The organism is Mesorhizobium waimense (genome assembly GCF_003601975.1).
In the GTDB taxonomy this organism is placed as follows: domain Bacteria; phylum Pseudomonadota; class Alphaproteobacteria; order Rhizobiales; family Rhizobiaceae; genus Mesorhizobium; species Mesorhizobium waimense.
Genome location: NZ_QZWZ01000050.1, coordinates 23,666 through 42,751 on the forward strand (window position 1 = coordinate 23,666; position 19,086 = coordinate 42,751).

23 protein-coding genes and 1 pseudogene are annotated in these 19,086 nt (G+C 59.7%); 9 read left to right on the forward strand and 15 right to left on the reverse strand.

What is annotated here, in order from left to right:
- The first annotated feature begins 275 nt into the window (after positions 1-275).
- On the forward strand, positions 276-1,193 hold the full coding sequence (locus D3227_RS33805; RefSeq protein ID WP_120018485.1) for a hypothetical protein: 918 nt from the start codon (positions 276-278) through the stop codon (positions 1,191-1,193).
- A 243-nt stretch (positions 1,194-1,436) separates the two neighbouring features.
- Complete coding sequence (locus D3227_RS33810) at positions 1,437-2,594, forward strand: extracellular catalytic domain type 1 short-chain-length polyhydroxyalkanoate depolymerase (protein ID WP_167480973.1); 1,158 nt, start codon at positions 1,437-1,439, stop codon at positions 2,592-2,594.
- A gap of 42 nt (positions 2,595-2,636) precedes the next feature.
- On the opposite strand, the gene D3227_RS43245 is transcribed toward D3227_RS33810, so the two are convergent.
- The 7 genes and pseudogenes from D3227_RS43245 to D3227_RS43930 form a co-directional block, all read right to left on the reverse strand.
- Positions 2,637-2,927 (reverse strand): hypothetical protein, encoded by a 291-nt coding sequence (locus D3227_RS43245; RefSeq protein WP_245452014.1) that lies wholly within the window; start codon positions 2,925-2,927, stop codon positions 2,637-2,639.
- Between the two features lie 65 nt (positions 2,928-2,992).
- Positions 2,993-5,104 (reverse strand): catalase, encoded by a 2,112-nt coding sequence (gene katE / locus D3227_RS33820; RefSeq protein ID WP_120018487.1) that lies wholly within the window; start codon positions 5,102-5,104, stop codon positions 2,993-2,995.
- Positions 5,105-5,198: 94 nt separating this feature from the next.
- A complete protein-coding gene (locus D3227_RS33825) occupies positions 5,199-5,801 on the reverse strand; it encodes a hypothetical protein (RefSeq protein WP_120018488.1) in 603 nt (200 codons plus the stop codon).
- Positions 5,802-5,825: 24 nt separating this feature from the next.
- On the reverse strand, positions 5,826-6,581 hold the full coding sequence (locus D3227_RS33830; RefSeq protein WP_120018489.1) for a DUF4142 domain-containing protein: 756 nt from the start codon (positions 6,579-6,581) through the stop codon (positions 5,826-5,828).
- 265 nt (positions 6,582-6,846) lie between these two features.
- Complete coding sequence (locus D3227_RS33835; RefSeq protein WP_120018490.1) at positions 6,847-7,212, reverse strand: low affinity iron permease family protein; 366 nt, start codon at positions 7,210-7,212, stop codon at positions 6,847-6,849.
- 92 nt (positions 7,213-7,304) lie between these two features.
- A complete protein-coding gene (locus D3227_RS43250) occupies positions 7,305-7,814 on the reverse strand; it encodes a YciE/YciF ferroxidase family protein (RefSeq protein ID WP_167480974.1) in 510 nt (169 codons plus the stop codon).
- A gap of 291 nt (positions 7,815-8,105) precedes the next feature.
- A pseudogene (locus D3227_RS43930) lies at positions 8,106-8,315 on the reverse strand (DUF982 domain-containing protein); the annotation flags it as partial.
- Positions 8,316-8,438: 123 nt separating this feature from the next.
- On the opposite strand from D3227_RS43930, the gene D3227_RS33845 reads away from it, so the two are divergent.
- Positions 8,439-8,708: a DUF768 domain-containing protein gene (locus tag D3227_RS33845; RefSeq protein WP_120018492.1), complete on the forward strand. Its 270-nt coding sequence runs from the start codon at positions 8,439-8,441 to the stop codon at positions 8,706-8,708.
- 85 nt (positions 8,709-8,793) lie between these two features.
- Here D3227_RS33845 and D3227_RS33850 read toward each other — a convergent pair whose 3' ends face one another.
- The gene (locus tag D3227_RS33850) at positions 8,794-8,997 is read right to left on the reverse strand and encodes a hypothetical protein (protein WP_120018493.1); all 204 of its coding nucleotides are present in this window, start codon (positions 8,995-8,997) and stop codon (positions 8,794-8,796) included.
- A 372-nt stretch (positions 8,998-9,369) separates the two neighbouring features.
- Here D3227_RS33850 and D3227_RS33855 point away from each other — a divergent pair, with 372 nt between their 5' ends.
- The 3 genes from D3227_RS33855 to D3227_RS33865 all read left to right on the forward strand — a co-directional run bounded on the left by D3227_RS33855 (position 9,370) and on the right by D3227_RS33865 (position 10,494).
- A complete protein-coding gene (locus tag D3227_RS33855; protein WP_120018494.1) occupies positions 9,370-9,669 on the forward strand; it encodes a DUF1236 domain-containing protein in 300 nt (99 codons plus the stop codon).
- Between the two features lie 71 nt (positions 9,670-9,740).
- On the forward strand, positions 9,741-9,938 hold the full coding sequence (locus tag D3227_RS33860) for a hypothetical protein (protein WP_120018495.1): 198 nt from the start codon (positions 9,741-9,743) through the stop codon (positions 9,936-9,938).
- A gap of 253 nt (positions 9,939-10,191) precedes the next feature.
- Complete coding sequence (locus D3227_RS33865) at positions 10,192-10,494, forward strand: hypothetical protein (protein WP_120018496.1); 303 nt, start codon at positions 10,192-10,194, stop codon at positions 10,492-10,494.
- 518 nt (positions 10,495-11,012) lie between these two features.
- On the opposite strand, the gene D3227_RS33870 is transcribed toward D3227_RS33865, so the two are convergent.
- From D3227_RS33870 to D3227_RS33910, 7 genes are all read right to left on the reverse strand, one after another.
- Positions 11,013-11,276 carry a hypothetical protein gene (locus D3227_RS33870; RefSeq protein ID WP_147377758.1) on the reverse strand — a complete coding sequence of 88 codons (264 nt, stop codon included), beginning with the start codon at positions 11,274-11,276 and terminating at the stop codon, positions 11,013-11,015.
- A gap of 1,081 nt (positions 11,277-12,357) precedes the next feature.
- Complete coding sequence (locus tag D3227_RS33880; RefSeq protein ID WP_425374583.1) at positions 12,358-12,489, reverse strand: DUF768 domain-containing protein; 132 nt, start codon at positions 12,487-12,489, stop codon at positions 12,358-12,360.
- Positions 12,490-13,356: 867 nt separating this feature from the next.
- Positions 13,357-13,563, reverse strand: coding sequence for a DUF768 domain-containing protein (locus D3227_RS33890; protein WP_245452015.1), 207 nt, complete (start codon positions 13,561-13,563; stop codon positions 13,357-13,359).
- Positions 13,564-13,815: 252 nt separating this feature from the next.
- Positions 13,816-14,025, reverse strand: coding sequence for a hypothetical protein (locus tag D3227_RS41960; RefSeq protein WP_167480971.1), 210 nt, complete (start codon positions 14,023-14,025; stop codon positions 13,816-13,818).
- 285 nt (positions 14,026-14,310) lie between these two features.
- Positions 14,311-15,036 carry a phytochelatin synthase family protein gene (locus D3227_RS33900; RefSeq protein WP_120018502.1) on the reverse strand — a complete coding sequence of 242 codons (726 nt, stop codon included), beginning with the start codon at positions 15,034-15,036 and terminating at the stop codon, positions 14,311-14,313.
- A gap of 92 nt (positions 15,037-15,128) precedes the next feature.
- Positions 15,129-15,962 (reverse strand): ATP-dependent DNA ligase, encoded by an 834-nt coding sequence (locus D3227_RS33905; protein WP_120018511.1) that lies wholly within the window; start codon positions 15,960-15,962, stop codon positions 15,129-15,131.
- A 514-nt stretch (positions 15,963-16,476) separates the two neighbouring features.
- Positions 16,477-16,698: a hypothetical protein gene (locus tag D3227_RS33910; RefSeq protein ID WP_120018503.1), complete on the reverse strand. Its 222-nt coding sequence runs from the start codon at positions 16,696-16,698 to the stop codon at positions 16,477-16,479.
- A gap of 745 nt (positions 16,699-17,443) precedes the next feature.
- Here D3227_RS33910 and D3227_RS41965 point away from each other — a divergent pair.
- The 3 genes from D3227_RS41965 (at position 17,444) to D3227_RS33925 (ending at position 18,491) form a co-directional block, all read left to right on the forward strand.
- Positions 17,444-17,596 carry a hypothetical protein gene (locus D3227_RS41965; protein WP_167480972.1) on the forward strand — a complete coding sequence of 51 codons (153 nt, stop codon included), beginning with the start codon at positions 17,444-17,446 and terminating at the stop codon, positions 17,594-17,596.
- A gap of 478 nt (positions 17,597-18,074) precedes the next feature.
- On the forward strand, positions 18,075-18,263 hold the full coding sequence (locus tag D3227_RS33920; protein ID WP_120018504.1) for a DUF3606 domain-containing protein: 189 nt from the start codon (positions 18,075-18,077) through the stop codon (positions 18,261-18,263).
- Positions 18,264-18,269: 6 nt separating this feature from the next.
- Positions 18,270-18,491, forward strand: coding sequence for a hypothetical protein (locus D3227_RS33925; RefSeq protein WP_120018505.1), 222 nt, complete (start codon positions 18,270-18,272; stop codon positions 18,489-18,491).
- Positions 18,492-19,086 lie beyond the last annotated feature (595 nt).

Sequence of the window (19,086 nt, forward strand, 5' to 3'; positions counted from 1 at the left end):
GAGCTAATTGCTCAGATTGTTATTTCTGGGGTCGTGACAGCAACCAGCAGTTCGTCGCGTTGAAGTGAGAACTACTCCAACTTTCAGCCCCCGTGTCCAAATCCCGATGTGCGCAGGAGGGTGTGCGGAACGAAAGCCCTTTCCGAGGATTGTTGTTTGGTCTTAACACTTTATCGGGAGGTTTCTATGGGACGCGGTATCTTGCTTTGGTTGCTCGGAATCCCAATTCCGATCATCATTTTGATCATGCTGTTCGCGCGGTAAGGGGGGCGGATATGCAGTCTGCCATATCGTCGATCGAAATCGCCGAGGACGGTGAATCGTCCTCCACCGCCGTAAGTTGGGGGCCGATCGTTGCTGGCGCGTTTGCCGCCTCGACGCTGACGGTCATCCTAATGCTACTTGGCTCGGGGCTCGGACTGGCGATGGTCTCGCCATGGACTGGATCGGGGGCCTCGCTCACGACGTTTGCGGCTTCCACCGCCGTCTGGCTGATTGTCGTGCAATGGCTGTCTTCCGGAGTTGGCGGATATCTTGCGGGCCGTCTCCGCACGAAATGGGTCGGAGTCCACACCGACGAGGTCTATTTCCGCGACACCGCGCATGGCTTCCTTGCCTGGGCTCTGGCGACATTGCTCGTCGCAGGCGTCTTTGCTTCGGCTCTGTCATCGACGTTGGGCTCAGGTGTGCAAGCCGTCTCCAATGTGGCCTCCGGCGCCGCCTTGGGGGCAACGACAGCAGCTACCAATGCAGCCACGACGGGTGCCCCGTCGACCGATGGCTGGACTGGCTATTTCGTGGATTCATTGTTCCGGCCCGCTAACCCCGCCGCGGCGCCGGCCAACGGGCAAAACGATAATACCGCGTCGGAACAGGCTACACGCATCCTGCTTTCCGGCGCCGCAAATGGCGAGGTTTCGGCTGAGGACAAGACCTATCTGTCGCAACTGGTCGCCGCCCGCACGGGCCTGTCGGAAGCCGATGCGAAGGCTTGCGTCGATGCGGTGATCGCGAAGGTTGACGAGGCCAAGGCCAAGGCAATGCAGGCGGCAGACACAGCCAGGAAGGCTACCGCTAGCTTCGCGCTAGTCGGGGCATTGTCTATGGTGATTGGCGCTTTCATCTCGAGCGTTGCTGCACTACTTGGAGGCAGGCAGCGCGACGAAGAGGAAGCCATCTTTCGCGCCGGCTGACGTTCGCAGAACCTCGGTCGACGCCGAAGGATGGTTGATGGTAGCTCCCTGCTTGGGCGAAGCCAGAAAGCCCGTTCCTCACTCCACAGGACGGGCTTTTGCTTACCGGAAATCGAGCTGGATGCGGCTCGCCTGGTTTGTGGCCCTCCGTTTCAATTTTTGTGCAGTGCAGCAACGATAATGTGGCAATCGCGTTGCACCTGTTGCCGTCCAATTTCGGGCGTCACAACGAGGACGCTCCCTTTGCGAAAAATCTCCGACACGATAGCGCGGCTTGCCGCGCTGAGAGCACAACGCTTCACTGAAACCATCGAGCACGGCGCGCCAGACCATCTCCTTCCTCTAATGGGTTTCGGCTCAAATCCGGGGGCTTTGAAGTCAAAATATTATCGTCCGAAAAACCTGCCAAAGGGCGCACCTCTTGTTGTCGTGCTGCATGGCTGCACCCAGAACGCGAATGCTTACAACTTTCACTCAGGCTGGTCGCAACTCGCTGATGAGCTTGATTTCGCATTGGTCTTCCCCGAGCAGCAACGCGCCAACAATGCAAACCTTTGCTTCAACTGGTTCGTGCCTGGGGATATCCGGCGCGACAACGGCGAGGCGTGTTCCATTCGACAGATGATTGAGGCGGCGGTCGTCGCGCATGGTCTTGATCGCAAGCGTATTTTCATCACCGGTCTTTCCGCAGGTGGCGCCATGGCGACAGTGATGCTGGCGGCTTACCCGGAGGTGTTCGCCGGCGGGGCGATCATTGCAGGGCTTGCCTACGGCAGCGCCTCGACTATTCCCGAAGCCTTCGACCGTATGCGGGGCCATGGTGGCCCATCCAAAGCCGAACTCCAGCGGCTCTTGAACGAGGCCTCTCCACACAACGGTCCCTGGCCGAGAATTTCGGTCTGGCAGGGTTCGGCCGACAACACCGTTGTGCCCTCGAATGCCGACGCGATCCTCTCGCAATGGCAAGGCGTGCATGGCGTCGGCAAGGCCCCGACACGCACGGAAGAAGTCGATGGTCAAGCACGGCAGGTCTGGTGCGACACCAGTGGCCGGGAACTGATCGAGAAATATACAATTGCCGGCATGGGCCATGGCACGCCGCTCAACACGACCGGCGACGATGGCCTCGGCAGGGCAGGGCCATTCATGCTGGACGTGGGGATTTCCTCGACACGCCATGTCGCCCGCTTCTGGGGTCTCGCGAAGCCAAGCGTGCGGCGCCCCGGAAAAACCGAGCCCGCTTCGGGCGCCGCGTTGCAGACTTTTACGCAGGCGGAAAAACCGCGGGCGGTTCATATCGATCCCACCCCGGAACCGCAGCCTCTCAACGCGCGTGGTTCGGCTGCGGGCATTACCAAGGTCATCGAGGACGCATTGCGAGCAGCAGGGTTGATGCGCTAGCGTCGTCGCTGTCGTGAAGAACGGCAGCGACGACCCACGCGATCATTCCCTGTGTGGGGGCACTGGTGAGCGGGCGGGTTCCTGGTCGTCCACGCTGTTTTTGTTCACCCGCAGAGCCTTGCCCTCAACCTTGTGCGGTTTGAGCAGGTCGCCGGAGCGCTGGTCCGGCGACGCCGGCAAAGCGGAAGGGTCGCGGTCTTCGACGCTGTTTTCGTTTACCCGCAAGGCTTTGCCCTCAACCCTATGCTGACGGGGTTTGTCGCCAGATTGCTCCTGCGGCTGGCGGCATTGATTTTGCACGGTGTCATCGTCCATTTCGAACTCCTTCGTCATTGCCTGCTCCCACTCTGGACGGGCGCAAATGCGCGCGGTTCCGCCGCTGAAGGCCGCTGCACTGGCTACGACATCTTCACCTTGGGCTCGCGCGCCCATAGACGCAGCGCGCCAAGGACCTTCAGGAAATTGGCAACATCCTTGGGTCCAGAGAGCGCAACGCATCCCTCGTCGAGAGTGTCCACAATGCCTGCCTTTTCCAGCAACGGCATCGCGGTATCGACGTAGCCGATGAACTTGCAGTGCGCGAAAGCGTCAGCCACGAAATCGCGAGCCGTCGCTTCCTTGATCAGGTCTGCCATCGCCGCCTGCGAGGGCAGCAATGCGACTGCGTCGTAGAGGACGGAGGGGCCGCCGCCGATCATCTGCTGCGCCTCGATCAGGCTGCCGTCGCTGGCCTTTGCGCCGCCAACCTTCGGGGCGATGATCTCGAAACTGGCACCGGCCTTGGCCACTGCACCGGTCAGCGCCTTGAGCAGCGCCGCATCGGTGCCGTCGGAAACGAGGATGCCGAGCTTGCGCCCCTCGAACCGATCGGGGCCGTTAGCCAGGATGCTGAGCGAGGGTGCCGCCGCAAGATCCTGCCGCGTGGCAATGGCCGCTTCGGCGGGCTTCGGCATCGCCTTCAGGCCAAGCCCGTCGCCGACCTTTTTTGCCAGGCCTTCGTCGATGTTGATGAGGTGGGACACCATCCGCTCGCGGATGGCCGCTGTCTGCACCTTGCTGAGTTCGAAGATCAGCGCGGCCGCGATGTGGCCTTGCTCCGGCGGCGTCTGGCTGATGTAGAAATGCCGTGCCTGGCTGTAATGATCGGCGAAGCTCTCGGCACGGATGCGCTGTTTTGGCCCCTGTTCGGTTTCTGCAAACGAGCGGAAGCCGCGCTGCGGCGACTCCCTTGGGCCTTCGCCGAATGAATTCGGCTGGTAGTTCACCCTTCCGACTGGATTGCGCATGGCCATATGGCCATCCTGCTGGAAATGGTGGAACGGGCACTTCGGCGCGTTGATCGGGATATGCGTGAAGTTGGGTCCGCCCAGCCGCTTCAGCTGGGTGTCGAGGTAGGAAAAATTCCGTCCCTGCAGCAGCGGATCGTTGGAGAAGTCGATGCCGGGCGGAACGTTTTGGGTCATGAACGCGACCTGTTCGGTCTCGGCGAAGAAATTGTCGGGCATGCGGTCGAGGACCAGGCGACCAACCGGGATCGGCGAGAGGATTTCCTCCGGGATCAGCTTGGTGGCGTCGAGCACGTCGAAGTCAAAGCTGTCGGCAAAGTCCTGATCGAACAATTGCACCTGCAGCTCCCACTCCGGAAAATTGCCGGCCTGGATCGACTCCCAGAGATCGCGCCGATGGAAGTCGGGGTCGGCACCGTTGATCTTGACCGCTTCGTTCCAGGCCACGGATTGAAGTCCAAGCTTCGGCTTCCAGTGGAATTTCACGAAGGTGGATTCGTCCTTAGCATTGACCATCCGGAAGGTGTGGACGCCGAAACCCTCCATGAAGCGGAAAGAGCGCGGGATTGCCCGGTCCGACATCACCCACATGATCATGTGCATGGACTCGGGCGTAAGCGAAATGAAATCCCAGAAATTGTCATGCGCCGATTGAGCTTGAGGGAAAGCGCGATCGGGCTCCTCCTTCACGGCGTGAACCATGTCCGGGAACTTGATCGCATCCTGGATGAAGAACACGGGAATGTTGTTGCCGACGATGTCCCAGTTGCCTTCCTGTGTGTAGAGCTTGACCGCGAAGCCGCGCACGTCGCGGGCCAAGTCGACAGAGCCTTTGCTGCCGGCGACCGTCGAAAACCGCACGAAGGCCGGCGTCTTCTCGCCGGCGCGCTGGAAGATATCGGCGCGAGTGTATTCGGCGAGCGACTCGTAGGTCTCGAAATAACCATGCGCGCCGTAGCCGCGTGCATGCACGACGCGCTCGGGGATCCGCTCATGGTCGAAGTGGAAAATCTTCTCGCGGAAATGAAAGTCTTCAAGGACCGTCGGCCCGCGCGAACCGATCTTCAGTGAGTTCTGATCATCCGAGACTGGCCCGCCTTGGGCTGTTGTGAGCGGTGGAACGGAGCCATGCGCAATTTGGTGCAACTCGCCCCCTTCGCCTCGAACCAGTTTCTGATCGTGGATGACAGCTTGATCGCTGACGCGGCTTGGAGACTTGGCCATGAGTTGTTCCTAGAGCGGTTGGGGGATGCACGCATTCATGATGGCCGCCAGACGCCACGGAGCCCCGCCGCCTATGAGCGGCGGGGCTCCCCGATTAGAGGCGACTGGCGTTGCGCGCTCTGTCGCGATCGATCTCACCTTTGGTGTAGTTGTCGGCATCGGCGTCGAATCCTGTCCAGCCGCCGGCTTCGTAGGCACTGCGGCGGTCTTCCAAGTTTACCGACTTGGTGTGCCGGAGGATCCGCTCGGCATCGCGAGCAAGCGCGTCGTCGACCTTGGCCGTCACCAAGGTCCCACCGCGGCGCACGCCCTCTGCGTAGACATGGGCATCTTGTTCCGAGACGCCGGAATCCGTGAGTGCCCCGACAATCCCGCCAGCAGCCCCGCCCACGACCGCGCCGCCCAGGGCTCCGACGGCGGTGGCGGCTAGCCAACCTGCGGCCACAACCGGACCAACGCCCGGAATGGCCATGATACCGAGCCCGGTCAAAAGCCCGCCGGCACCGCCGACCACCGCACCGAGACCGGCGCCGCCGGCTGCATCGTCAGCGGCCGTGGAGCTGTCATTGTCATACCAATCGGTCGAGTTGCTGGCGACGATGCTGATATCGGAATGCGGAACGCCGCTGGCTTCCAGCTCGCCGACTGCATCGGAGGCGTCATCGTAACTGTCGAATAGTCCGGTTACAGTTTTCATGTTTTTGATCTCCTCGATCTCTGTTCAGTTGGTGCCGGCAACGACGTTGCCCTTGTAGTCCAGCGCCACGGTGGTGTTCTTGCCATCCTTGTTCGCCTCACCGCGCCAGATGCCCTGGTCGTCCTTGGTCAGTTTCGACACTTCCGAGAAGCCGGCATCCTGAATGCGGCTTTTGGCCTGGTCCTCGGTGAAGCTGTTTGCGCCGGAGAGCGGAGGCGTCGGATCGGGTGCGTCACCAACCGTGACAGTCGGCGTCTCAGACTTCGTCGCTGACGTCTGGGTGCTCATAGTCGTCGCGATCTTCTCGATCATTTCCTGGTGCATCTTGAGCGTCGGGACGGTCTCCTGGGCGAACGTCTTCAGCTGCGCGTTGTCACCGTCCTTGGCGTAGCTTTCGAACAACTTGACCGCATCGGAATGCGCTTCGCGCTGTATCTGGACATAGGATCCGTCGACCGGGTCCTTGCTGTTTTGAAGGGTGTCAAGATCGGCCTTGTGCTTGGCATCCAGCTCCGTGGGCACCTTCAGCTTCTGTTCGCCGGCGATCGTCTCGAGCTTGGCGTTGGCCGCGCCATGATCGTCGATCATCTTCTGCGCGAAATCCTTGACGCTTTGATCCTGGGCTTTGCCCTCGGCGATCTTGCTCGAATCCACTTCGAACATGCCCCCGACGGCGGCCTTGTCGACAAAGTCTTGCGCACTGTCGGCGGCGAAGGCGGGCAGTGCAAAGGTCATGGCTGTAGCCGTGGCCAGGGAGGCCACAAATAGGTGGGTTTTCATGGAGAGGGTCCTTGTTGGGCACACATTTGTGCTGTGAGCCTAACAAGCACCGGAGGGCTTTGTTCCCGCAGCCGAGCTAATAAATCCAAGCAGGGCCGCCGGTGATCACGCTTCGGGGATGAGAGCTACTGCGTGCGCCGCCATCACAAATAGCACCGTCCGCTTTGAGGCTCGAAAAGCGCTCCGGCCCGCCCGAAGACACCAACGCCGATCGGAAGCACATCGACAATCGGGCGTCGGAAGAGCCCGAAAGCAAGCCTCCCGCCTAGGTGGCCATCGTCTTCCCTATTTTGGCCTGAGCGCAGAGCGAGCGGAATTGCTCGACCTCAGCCTCGGTCAGGTGCTCGATGCCAATGAAGTCGTTCTTGCCACGGCCGGAGCGGATCAGTTCGTCGAGTTTGGCCTGGATGGCGGCGCCGTCCCGGTTCTGGGTATTCTGGATGAGGAAGACCATCAGGAATGTTATGATCGTCGTCCCGGTATTGATAACCAGCTGCCAGGTCTCGGAATAGTGGAACATCGGGCCCGCAGCGGCCCAGATCAGCACCGCTGTCAAGCAAAGCGCAAAGGCCCAAGGCCTGCCGGTGGCGCGAGCGACGGCGCCCGCCAGTCGGTTGAATGTCTTTTCCATGGGGAATTTATCTCGGAGGGGAATCTAAGCCGCGATGCTCGATTCTCGCGGCTCTAGGAAAGTGCCGTGCTTGGGCACGGCGCTGCTCGCGCTTATGCGGCTTCGGCAGCGACGTTGACGGCCGACTCTGCGAGCTCGGTCAGCGCTGCATCTGTTTCCTTTTCTTCGGCCAGGGTGAGGTCGAGAAGGTTCACTGCCTCGGTCAGGCCGAGCTCGCAAGCCCAGGTCCGCAACGTGCCGTAGCGCGAAATCTCGTAGTGCTCGACGGCTTGTGCAGCGGCAAGCAAGCCGGCGTCGAGAGCAGCCGCTCCCTTATACTCTTCGATGATTTCGTTGCCTTCCTTGGTGATGCCCATGATAGCAGCACAGGTCTTGCCAGCCGGCTTCTTGCCGATAACTTCGAAAACTTCTTCCAACCGGGTAACATGCTCCTTTGTCTGGCCGTGGTGTTTTTCGAAGGCTGCTTTCAGATTGGGGTTCTGCGCTGCCTTCGCCATCTTCGGCAGTGTCGCCAGAATCTTCTTCTCGGCAAAATAGATGTCCTTCAGCGTGCCGTGAAACAGGTCGTTCAGACCCTTCGTTGATGCCTTGGTTGTCGCCATGATTTTTTTTCCTTGGTTAGCGGAGGTTCGGCTCAACTCGCGTATTGAGGACAAGTTCCTGTGGCCGGCGAAAGAAAACCCTGCTTTCGCCCTCCGCCGACTGCTCACGATTCCGACAAGGTCAAAGGGTCTTGCCCGCGTCAGAGCTGAAGAGAGGTTGCGGTTGCTATTAAGAGGATCGGTCATCGCCCGCTGGGGCTGCTCGAACGATGGAGGAGACTCGTAGCCGGCTAGATGGTCGAGCGTGATGAGAGCGTCGCTTGGCTTTCCGTTCTTGACCAGGCCTTGCTTGAGTGCAGCAATCCTGAAGGCCTCAAACGCCACGGTCGGCCGACACATCCCATCCTTAGCAGCTGCAACAAGACGTGCAGCGTGTCGATAGCTGGCCGAGCGCTTATCCGGCCAACACCCTTGCAGCGCCTCCTCTGCTTCGATGATCGATGAAACGATCATTGATCGCCCGCGTAAGAAAACAACTTCGACCGGAAGAAATTTACCCATAGCCTGTCGCCCATTTTTCAATGAACGGCGAAACGCTCGATCGAACAATTAGTTGCTCAAGTAGGCCAGGCCTGACCTTTGGGCATTGGCGGAACCTAATGCTGGCCGCCGGCTTATGGCGAGTTGAGCACCCGCGGCGTTAACTTCCTGCACAAGTGGATTTCGAACAATGTCCCTGAAACGGCCGGAGCCGACATGATCTCGGTCGCCGAGCTGGCTCAAAAGCTTTTCGCGGACGCCCCATCCCTTGGCATTGGCAGCACCGAGATCGAGGAAGACACCGGGAGCGTCTATGAGACGATCCTGGACGCGATCGTTCACCATGACGCCGGAGCGACCAGCGCCGAAGCGCATGAAGCGACCGGCGATGCAAGCGGGTCAAGCCGGGGCTGATTGGCCGTGTATAGCACCTCTGCGGTGAAGTGGATTTGCGACGCATCTCCCTGCAGGGTTCGTCAAGACGACTCATCATGCCGGCTTAGATCGCGTGCCTCAGGGTAACGTAGACCATCGGTGCAACGATCAACCAAATAGCCATTCCGATAACCAGGGCAATTGCCAGGCGCTCTGTTCGCCTGACAGTTTCATCCACCTTGTCGTCGTCCTCACTCGGAATCAGATCAAGCACCGAAAAATCTTCTGGGAGCATGATTGTCGTTTGCGGCTCGGCTTGCGACGTCATCTGCGCTCGGTCTGTTCTGGACAAAGGTCACGGTTCGCCTCGCTATTGCCGCTTGCCGCTGCTGGCACGCGAAATTGGGTGCCCGCCATGTCGAGGGGGCTCAGACGTGACCGGCACTCAGTTGACCGCCGATGGTGGACCTTTGCTCGGCAGGTTCCTCCCATGAACGGGTAGCGAGCAACGAATGCCGGCAATCGCGGTTCCGGCCGCCGCCCATGCAGTGGCCTATTGCGCCTGACAATCGCACTGAGGTCCCACACCGATTCAGACCGAAGGCCCTGCCAGGGAACGTTCGCAAATGGCTGGCGTTGGGTGAGCTTCTGGCGTGAAAGCGATGTCGTCTGGCGCAACTCACACCACTAGGAGGAAACTATGAGAATCCATCTCACCGCGGCCGCTGCGGGGTTTTTGCTGCTCGCCGGTATTGGTGCGGCCGCCGCCGACACCGTGATCATTCAGCCGGAACAGGAAACGGTCATCCGGGAATATGTGAAGAAGCAGCCCCTGGCCTCAGTGACCCTTCCTGGCGTGGAGCTCAACATCGGCACGGCCCTTCCCGATACGGTCGAGCTGCATGAGGTTCCCGACGTGCAATACCGCTACGTCGTTATCGACAACCGGACGGTCCTCGTGGATCCGGGCACGCGCAAGATCATCAAAGTTTACGAATGAGCGCTTCAGCTGAAGGCCCGCCGCATCAAATGAGCGGCGGGCTTTCAAATTCGAACAACGAGGAGCCAAGTATGTCGAACCGTGAGATCGGGCATTCCCACACCTTGGGAAGGCGCGTAGCCGCCCTAAGAGCAAGGATGGAGGAAGCGCGGGTTACCGAACACGAAATGAAGACGTTCCTGAAAGTCGTAGCGGCGATGGAAGAGAGGCAAGGCCGAATTGAGGGCGACGACCTGATCGCCATATCTTTCGTTGCCGCAGCCGCGTAACCGGAAATCCAACGCGACCAGGCCCCTTTACGGAGGTGGGGCGCTCTAGCCGATCCGCTTGATGCGGCCCCTGTCGAGGCGAAATACACCGTTCTGACCGCCTTGCTTCTCAAAGTCGGTTTGTAGCCCATCCCAGGTGCCAAGATACTTGGGACCATTGGCCTGCACATCAGCCGCGGCCGGGGCTCGGGTGTGGTCCCGCATATATTAGCATCCTCTTGACGACCGGCCACAATGCCCCAGAATCCTATCCATGGCGCGGGAGATCAATATCGGTGACAAGGTGGCTATCATCGCCACGGTGGGCAAGCGCATCGAGGATCGCGTAACCCTACACATTCCGACGGCCACCTATCCCTGTTCGACCGGAGATCCGAGAGCCAAACCAGGCGACAAGATGAGATTCGAGGGTGAAGTTGTCCACGTCGACGAGGAGTTGGGCAGGGTCACGGTGCAGGTGCTTGGACGCGTCACGGTCGACGCCGGCACGGTCGAATTGGTGAAGAAATACCACCGGCCGAAAAGCACCACCCCGATGATCGACGAGTCAGCCTGAAAAGCGCGCGCCACGGAGGGACCGATGGCGCGGGCCGGCCGATGTGCCCACCAGCCTGCGACGGAGCCAAGGTAGCGGCATCCGAAGCAAGAACTCAACTATTCGAAATGTTCCATTGAAAAGGCATGCTCGTTCGCTCCTCATGGCTATCCAGTCTCGGCAACATCGGGGTCGAGCAAAGGCTTCTGGCGGCGGACTTGATTGCCCGCCTGGCCTGCGCCTTACCCAAAAGCCCCTGCCCAAAGGGCGCCGGCCATCTTTCTCCTGAAATCGTCAAGCACGCCCGAACAGATGGGGCTACTTTGCGGGCGGCGCGTTCGGGTCTGGGCAATCAGGGTTTGACCATTCCTCACACGGGGAGGGCAGATCGCCAACGCTGCCATTACGTTCCACGAGTTTTGCGAATCCGTAGGCGAAGGCAAAAAGAAGCGCCAGGACAACCGCTATTCGGACGGCCATATGGGATTATAGCAGGATCTCGCTTACGATTTGACCATCCGCAGGTAGAAGGCGAGCGCCTAGCGCCTCTTGTCCGGCGTCACGGCATGGTTGGTGAACGTCAGGTCGCGGTCCTCCCTGCCGGCATCTCGACATGGCTGGCAATAGAGCACCTTGATCAGATCCCAGTGCATGCAGCCGTAATCATCGCCCAGGCGCCGGGCTAGCGCCGGCACGTCAAGCACAACATGTCGATGGCAAGTCAGGCAATCCACCGACAGACCCGTGCCGATCTGCAGTTTCTTGCCGAGTGTGTTCTCGACGAACGGACATTTCATGGTCATGGAAAGGCGATCTCCGTTGAAGGGGCTCGCCGCAACGGAGGAGTATATTCCTGAATTCGGTGGCGCCGGCAAGTGCCCAACATTGCAGATTTCATATGGCGGCACGGCCGCCCGGTGGTGGGGGCCTATCATTTTGGCTTAATTGCGCGGTCGCTATAACGGACCGATAAATCAAACAAGGCGGGGGAAGAGCGCCGGCCTGTCGATCTCTGTTTATCTGACCGATCGGCAGCCGGCGTCCACTATGCCATGAGCACAAGCGCCGTTGCCGACGGCCAATCATAAACCTCGCCGCTCCATTTGCGAAGCGGCGAGGCCCCCATCGCCCCAATTGCCGGTCCCCAACAACCGGCGTTGCTATCCCTGCAATTGTGGTGCCAGCGGCAAATGACCCATTGGGGGCAGGTCCGCGCAGTGCAGCCAGATTAGCGATTGCTAAATTTCGAGACGATTGGATTGTCGAAGCTTAACCGGGGCATGCCATGATCGGACAGGTTTCCGACGGTGAGATGATACGATGCGTGCTCGAACTTGGGTCAGGGATGTGCGGCTCGGCGAGGCCCTCGAACTGAGAAAGCACATAGCTACACTTGAGCGAGAACTCATCGCGGAGACATCCGGCTCTGTCGGTATGTTGAAACTCGCCGAACTTGGCCAACAATTGCGTAGGCACAAGTTTCGATTGGAGGTGCTGGAGCGGTGCGTGTCTGGGCTCTCGGAACGAGGACGGCCTAACGGCCAGTAATGCACGAAAAAGCCCCTCTAGCCGAGAGCAAGAGCCAGCTCTTTGGTTTTACTAAATTATAAAAGACGTTATAATGGGTTATGCCGACAAACTTTCCCTCTCATGTTTGCCGGTTAGGCCCGGCGGCCGAAACCCACCCCCCCCCGCGACCGCCGGACCGCTGGCCTTGCCTAATCGCCAAATGAAAAACCCGCCACGGTGGGAGGAACCACGCGGCGGGCTTTCAATGGGAGCGGCCACATTCCTGAGAAATCGACCGCTAACGGCAATAATTGCGCGATGAGCGGGACAGTTCCAGACAATTTTAACGATTGGGTTTGGCCGCGACCGCATACGTCAGCCCAGCAAGCCGGCCTCTTGATGAATGATCGCGTCAAGGATCATCTCATAGACGCTCCCAGTCTCTTCCTCGATCTCGATGCTGCCGATGCCGATCGCCTTGGCGTCGGCAAACAGCTTTTGGGTCAATTCAGCGACGGAGATGATGTCGGCGCCGACGATGGCCGGGCTGGCGGTTGGCGCTGGTGCTGCCGGCCCTAGCTTACGCGATCACACCATACGAGAACGGACCGCCTTACCCTACCTCAACATGGCGGCGGACTTTTGAGCCCGTCACTGGCCGGCGCCTTACCCCAAAGCCCCCCGCCCAACAGGCGCCGGCCATCTTCTCCTGCCGAAATCGTCAAGTGCGTCCTTGGCGGCATTAACCACTTGCGGCGCCAATGCGGAGCAAAAAGCGATGTGCAGAGGTTTACTTGCATGGAACATTCCCAACACAGATTCTACTGCCACATAGAAGCCGGTGGAACGTGGGGCGTTTGGGACCGCATCGCTAACCGGCCGGCGAGGTTGGGAGGACGCGATCTCCTCAGTTGCACATCCCAGCGAGCTGAGGCTGCCGAAGGCGTTCTGACGCGGATTTATGACAACGGATTGGAAGCGCGCGGCGTGCGGACCGGTGAACTTAAAGGCCGGCTTCGGCCAGAATAGCCAGCAACGATAGCGCCGCCAATACCCAGGCCGACGGGGCCGGTGAGGTCCTGAAATTTGAAGTTCCTTCGCATCAAAACTCGTTATGTGAGATAGTCCCGTATCAGCCGTATTTGAGGGATGGCCAATGCCGCTACAGCGGAGTAATCGAGCCCGCTGATCTGGATTTGCTCCAGCGGGTGTTCGACCAACTGTGCGGCGAGCGCCGTCTAGCCCAAAAGGACAAGGAACAGAGGGAAGACCTCGCTGAGGAAATCGTAGCGCTTTCCGGCGTGGGATCGTGGACGAAGCGGACCTATTACAGGCAGTTTCCAAGCGCAGTAGAGCCTGATGGCGCGCGCCGCGTCAGTCCGCCAACCGTGGGCCATGGTGATGAACCACGGCGTCTAGGATCGTCTCATAGACGCTACCCTTGCCGGTCTCTTCCACGATTTCTGCTCCCTCAATTCCCTGCTTTTGAGCATCAGCAAACAGTTTATCGGTCGCCCTGCCCGTCGAGATGACGTCGGCGCCGACGAGGTCGGGCACGTTGTCGGCAAGCCACCGTTCCAAGAACTCTCTTCCGCGAGTGGTCATGGACCGTCAATTTCGGTTCGAGCGTTAGGTTTCCGCAGAAACGCGAGATTGACTCCGGCTCATCCATTTGAGGGGAAGAGAACACCGCCGTTTTGCCAAGTTAGCAGCGACGCAAAGGCGGCCTATAATTCGCCAGCCGGCGAAAACTGCCTCTCCGTTTGCCGGTTAGGCCCGGCGGCCGAACCCCAAGCCACCCCCAGCCCCGGCCGCTGGGCCGCTGGACGCCTTCTAGAGCGAGGCTCGACTGGAATCCAAGCGTCGCCTGATTTCCTCCAGTCCTGTAACGCCCTCGTTGAACAGTGCCCAAATGCGCTCGGCCAAACGGTCGCGCGCTTCTTGGTCGCCGGAGATACCCATCTCCTTGGCGTATTCGTCTAAGAGCTTTCCGAGCGCGGCCAGTTGTTCGGGGTCGGCGACGCCCCACAGAGCCCTCGTCATCGCATTTTGCCTCATCGAATAGGGCGAAAGCGTGATCGACTCTTTCAAGCGTCCGTAAGCCAACTAGATCGGACGACAAGGGCATCCTACACCTAGCGAGGCCCCATAGCGAATCCCTCACGGGTCGCCGGCCGAAATCGCGAAGTTTTACCAAATCCAGCGGTTGGCTGTGATTGCATGGCGCGTGATGACAGAACGCGGTGACCGCCATCTTCGCGTCGATCAACGATTGGAACGTCCAGCCCTTTGAAAGGGTCAGTCCCGAAATCTCAACCTTGGCCGTCACTATTGAACAGAAGCCGCCGATACCAGGACGAAGCCGCGGGTCTTGTTCTCGTTGTCGGAGTCCTGCGTGTTCATGGCATCGAAAAGCTCAGACGCCTTCACCCAAACAGGGGGGTATTTATACCGTGCGACATCAAGGATGAGGAAGCGGTCCGCTTTCCCGTCATAGGCTGCCAGCGGCGAGATATGGCCGCCTTTCTCCTGTCCGATTGCCTTGCGGAGGTAGTTGACGATTACAAAATGGTTCGGCTGGCTGAGATAGGAACTGGCCAACTTGCGGAATTCCTCGACTGAGCTGTCGGCGGCATGACGGACTTCTGCTTTGACCGGCTGCGTCGCGAGAATTCCACCGATCTGATCGAGCGTCATGCCTTTCTTCGCCAAGACATCTCGGGCGAGAATGACGTCCGTTCGTTCATCGAGGATATTGTCCTGCGTGAATGTGCGATAGGGCTCGAACTCCGGAACCGAAGGCGCCGGGACATTGAGCGCGTTCAGCACCATGACGATGCTGGCGACACCACAATAGGACTGTGTCTTCTGCGTCAGAAAGTTGCTTGCGAGAGGGAAATAGGCCTCCCGGGCATCGCTTTCGACGAAGTAGTTTTCGCCGGCATCAGAACTAAAGCCGGTGAGATTGTCAGGAAGCTTCAGGGTTTCGGCGCCTGCGCTGGTGACGAACAGCCCCAACGCGACCACCGCCACATGAACGAAGTGTTTTGACATGGCATCATCTCCGGTGCGTGATGGTGCCACTATACCGGAAGGACGGCGTGTATCACCATCCCCCCGCGCCAGACTTGGGCCGGCCGTCGTCTTCAATCATCCTCCCAGAAATCCTGCAGCGAGGCGTGGCGTAGGTCCTCCTCGCCGCGCAGGTGCTTCACACGGCCGATTAGCCCTGGTTTCACCCATTGAGTCGCCGGACGCTTCATGCCCTTCGGTGCCGGCCCGGAATGCTCCTGAACGCGCTCCCAGAGGCGTTCGCGCATCTCCCGATTCAAGGTGATGAAGGCGGAGCCGACATAGCGCCCGGTGCCGCGCTCGGCCATCAGGGCAAAGGCGGGCTTGCCGGCCTCGCGCTCGACGCCGAGCAATTCGTATTCTTCGATCCTGTAGCATTTCGCCTTCAGCCAGTTGGTCGACGGGCCGCTTCGATATTTGCTGTCCTTCCGCTTTGAAACCATGCCCTCCAGACCAGCCTCATCGACAAGGTGGAAGATTGCCTTGGCCTCGCCCTGCAAAGCCTGGCTGAACTGAATGCGACCGCCAGTCGAGATCATGCTGACAAGAATCTCGCGGCGATCCTCCAGCGCCATGTCACGCAGATCGTGGCCGTTGAGATGCAGGAGATCGAAGGCGACGAAATAGAGATCGTGCTGGCGCTGCGTGATGGCTTTCCGCAGGGCTGCGAGATCGGACAGCCCCGCCTCATTGGTGACGATGATCTCGCCATCGACGATGGCGTTTTGGACGTTCAATTCTTTAGCTGCGTCAACCAAGTCTCGATATTTTGCCGACCAATCCAAACCACGGCGGGTGAAGATGCGAACGTCCGCGTCATCGATGATGATCTGCGACCGGTAGCCGTCGAATTTGACCTCATGAATCCAGTCGTCCCCTTCCGGTGGCTTCTCCACAAGGGTCGGCATCAACGGCTCGATAAATTTCAGCCGGCCTATGCCAGCGCTCACTCGTTTACGCACAGATTCAACTCAGGCCCGGTCAATCTGGCGGCCAGGGAAAGAAATATGGAGCATTTTACTAAATTAGCAATTATGCATGAAGAGGCTATAATTCAGCCCCAGCCGGCGCCGCCCCTGAGCCCCGCCGGTTAGGCTCGGCGGCCCCTCGTCACCCCGATCGGCTGTCGAGCCGCCTGAAGGTTGATGGCTGAAACGCAAGAAACCTCGCCGCTCCATTTGCGAAGCGGCGAGGCCCCCATCGCCCCAATTGCCGGTCCCCAACAACCGGCTTTGCTAACACTGCAATTGTGGTGCCAGCCGCAAATGACCCATTGTGGGGCAGGATCACCCCGCGCGTTAGGTGTTGCCGTGCCGAGCTTACCAGCGCGCGCTTCGGCCGGCCGCAGCAAAGCGCTTCGCGCGTCCTGGCGCGTCCCTGTGTGTTCTTAGGCTACAGAATGCGCCGGCAAGCCCGCGCCCCCTAATTGTGGTTGTCCAACAAGAGGGCAAGCTTTCTGGCTGCGGCGCTTTCTACAATCAATTCCTCTAACCCGCTGTCGCCGACGCGCGATTTGTTGACGCGACGCCTGATTACACGGAGCGCTTCAGATATCGAAACTGCGGTGGTCTTCGCGTGACCATCCAGATATCGGCCGACTTCAATCACGGCATCTGCATCGACGTCGAATGGCAATTCTCGCATGGCACCCTCCCGCGGCACCCGAACCTGCTCCCGAATTGTCGCACTGAAACGAAGAAACACAGCATCATCAATAAGGAGGAAGCGGCGCGTCTTAGTGTTCCACCTGGCCCCTGTCCGGACGGGATTTTGGCCTCTCTAGGGCAAGATGAAAGCTGACGCATACCGGTGGGACGATGACAGTCGCGATCATGAACGTGCCGGCGCCCAAAGTGCCAACGACCGCCGTGATTACTGAAGTCGCTTCCCAACGCCTTCAAACATTGGGTCTGGCAGCCTCTGGGAGATTGCCAGCGCGTTGTCATGGCCGCATTGCGGGCACTTCAGCATCTTCGACCCGATTGGGTTGGTGCAGCCTGCACAGATGGCCATCATCTATCTATGGTCCCGCTCCCTACGCGCTCGCGAGTTTGAAGCGCTCCCAAAGCGCAATTGAGACCCGCCGCTCCATTCACGGCAGCGGCGGGCCGCCCCCAGGGATAAAATAATGGGGACTTGCCGGGGTGTTGGTTTAACCCGGCAGTGCTTCTACCAGTGCAATTGCGGTGCCAGACGTATTGACCCATTTCGAGGCACCTTTGGCCCTGTGCGATGCTCGATGACCCCCACAGTCCAATCGATCGTGCGACCGAAGTCCAATCGGCATGCCCAAGTGGCCACGTCTCCGGGGGCCTTGGGTCCGCCTTGCGGGACCATCTAGCCGGGGAGCATCTTTCTGTCGACTGAGATCCAGCGCCGGGGGGCGCGCATGATCGCTATCTGGACGCACGAAGGAACAATCATCGTGTTCGATCTCGAGGTCGGCACTGTCTCCGCTCGTTCCGAACATGAAGCCTGGCGTGAAGTCGAGCGCCGCAGGGCGATGAAGCAGGAACGGCGAGCAGCTACCGCGCCGCGGTGACTGGCGCCACTGTCCTACACGGCCGAAGCGCCTCGGGCGTCCTGATGCCTGCCTGTGGCAGCGCACCAGCGTAGCGAAATGCAGATCATGTTGGTGCCTAGTGATAGCCTTGCGTAATTCGCCGAAGTCAGAAAGGCCGGCATTGTTCAACACGATGATCTCGCCGTCGACGATGGCGCTTTCAGCCTCAAGCTCGCCGGCGGCCTTGGCGCGGTTGCGATACTTCGACGTCCAGGCCCGCGGCAGGTGAAGATGCGCACGCCGGCCCTCTCCCGGACGATTTGCGATCGATAGCCGTCGAACTTGACCTCGTGAATCCAGTCGGCGCCCTCTGGTGGCTTCTCCACCAGGGTTGGCATCAACGGCTCCAGCCGGCCCTGGCCTTGGCCGGCGCCTGCGCATGGAACCGAGTCTAGGTCACCGGCTTATATTAGCTAGAGTGAACATAACGAGATTCCAACCACGAGGAGGAAAAGCAATGACCGACGACAAGACCAAGCGGGATATTCGAGATCGCGACCGCGTGGCCGGAGACGAAGAATATGAGGTCGGCTATTTCGCCAGCAAATTCGGCCTCACGATCCCCGAGGTTCGCGAACTTATCAAGAAGCACGGAAACAGTCGTGAGACGCTAGAGCGTGAAGCTGAACGGCTAGGCAAGAGGTAGACTGCCATGGTGCGCTATCATGTCGACGAGCTTTATGGCGCAGAGGTCGTCACTTCGCTGGATACGGATGCGTATGATGCTCTCGGCGCTGTCGAAGCGGTAACCGGAAAGGTGGTCTATCCAAGGGCAGTGCAGCAGCAGCACTGGTTCCGGGTGATCGACGAAGCCGGAAGCATTCACGAATTCCTTCTGGACGAAAATCTGCAGATCGTCGACTTCGCGAAATGACCAGCTTTCAGACCTCGGGCCGCCGATCATCGGCAGGCGACACAGCGAGCACGCAGGGCACGAGAGAGCATTTCCATCCATGCCCGTCCTGCGGCCAGCTGCCGATGACCACCGACACGCCGCTCACTCGCTACAGCGCTACTAACGGCGCGCTCGCGAGCGGCTTCGTAACCGCCGAGCTACACCACCTGATGGGACACGACCGGATCAATTCATCGAGCTTGGCCATTTCCATCCTAACGGACAGAAAAATCTCTGGCGCAATGGTCCGCCCGTGGGGGCAAAAAAGCATGCGGTCCAAATTGAACTCTCCGGCGCCAGCTGAGGGGGTGTCGCGGCAATGCAGGACGGGAGGCAAGCGAAAGTTGAACAGCTCTCAATTCACGGACCGCCGACACGGGTGACCAGCTCGGCGTGCGGATTGTTCGCAGGAACAGGTTCTCTAACGCCACGTTGTGCCAATCAGACGTAAGCGCTCATTTCCCCGCACGTTGACGGCCCTTGCAACAACTGATCGCTTTCAGACGGACGCGTCGGGTCAGGCTGCGGCGGCTTTGGCGAAGTTGAAGGGCAGCAGATCGTCGATATCAGCGTC

What these genes read in the sequence shown, in the direction of transcription:
- D3227_RS33805 (WP_120018485.1), top strand. Translation starts at nt 276, where the DNA reads ATGCAGTCTGCCATATCGTCGATCGAAATCGCCGAGGACGGTGAATCG.
- D3227_RS43245 (WP_245452014.1), bottom strand. Translation starts at nt 2,927, where the DNA reads ATGACGAAGGAGTTCGAAATGGACGATGACACCGTGCAAAATCAATGC.
- katE (WP_120018487.1), bottom strand. Translation starts at nt 5,104, where the DNA reads ATGGCCAAGTCTCCAAGCCGCGTCAGCGATCAAGCTGTCATCCACGAT.
- D3227_RS33825 (WP_120018488.1), bottom strand. Translation starts at nt 5,801, where the DNA reads ATGAAAACTGTAACCGGACTATTCGACAGTTACGATGACGCCTCCGAT.
- D3227_RS33830 (WP_120018489.1), bottom strand. Translation starts at nt 6,581, where the DNA reads ATGAAAACCCACCTATTTGTGGCCTCCCTGGCCACGGCTACAGCCATG.
- D3227_RS33835 (WP_120018490.1), bottom strand. Translation starts at nt 7,212, where the DNA reads ATGGAAAAGACATTCAACCGACTGGCGGGCGCCGTCGCTCGCGCCACC.
- D3227_RS43250 (WP_167480974.1), bottom strand. Translation starts at nt 7,814, where the DNA reads ATGGCGACAACCAAGGCATCAACGAAGGGTCTGAACGACCTGTTTCAC.
- D3227_RS33850 (WP_120018493.1), bottom strand. Translation starts at nt 8,997, where the DNA reads ATGACGTCGCAAGCCGAGCCGCAAACGACAATCATGCTCCCAGAAGAT.
- D3227_RS33855 (WP_120018494.1), top strand. Translation starts at nt 9,370, where the DNA reads ATGAGAATCCATCTCACCGCGGCCGCTGCGGGGTTTTTGCTGCTCGCC.
- D3227_RS33860 (WP_120018495.1), top strand. Translation starts at nt 9,741, where the DNA reads ATGTCGAACCGTGAGATCGGGCATTCCCACACCTTGGGAAGGCGCGTA.
- D3227_RS33865 (WP_120018496.1), top strand. Translation starts at nt 10,192, where the DNA reads ATGGCGCGGGAGATCAATATCGGTGACAAGGTGGCTATCATCGCCACG.
- D3227_RS33870 (WP_147377758.1), bottom strand. Translation starts at nt 11,276, where the DNA reads ATGACCATGAAATGTCCGTTCGTCGAGAACACACTCGGCAAGAAACTG.
- D3227_RS41960 (WP_167480971.1), bottom strand. Translation starts at nt 14,025, where the DNA reads ATGACGAGGGCTCTGTGGGGCGTCGCCGACCCCGAACAACTGGCCGCG.
- D3227_RS33900 (WP_120018502.1), bottom strand. Translation starts at nt 15,036, where the DNA reads ATGTCAAAACACTTCGTTCATGTGGCGGTGGTCGCGTTGGGGCTGTTC.
- D3227_RS33905 (WP_120018511.1), bottom strand. Translation starts at nt 15,962, where the DNA reads ATGCCGACCCTTGTGGAGAAGCCACCGGAAGGGGACGACTGGATTCAT.
- D3227_RS33910 (WP_120018503.1), bottom strand. Translation starts at nt 16,698, where the DNA reads ATGCGAGAATTGCCATTCGACGTCGATGCAGATGCCGTGATTGAAGTC.
- D3227_RS41965 (WP_167480972.1), top strand. Translation starts at nt 17,444, where the DNA reads ATGATCGCTATCTGGACGCACGAAGGAACAATCATCGTGTTCGATCTC.
- D3227_RS33920 (WP_120018504.1), top strand. Translation starts at nt 18,075, where the DNA reads ATGACCGACGACAAGACCAAGCGGGATATTCGAGATCGCGACCGCGTG.
- D3227_RS33925 (WP_120018505.1), top strand. Translation starts at nt 18,270, where the DNA reads ATGGTGCGCTATCATGTCGACGAGCTTTATGGCGCAGAGGTCGTCACT.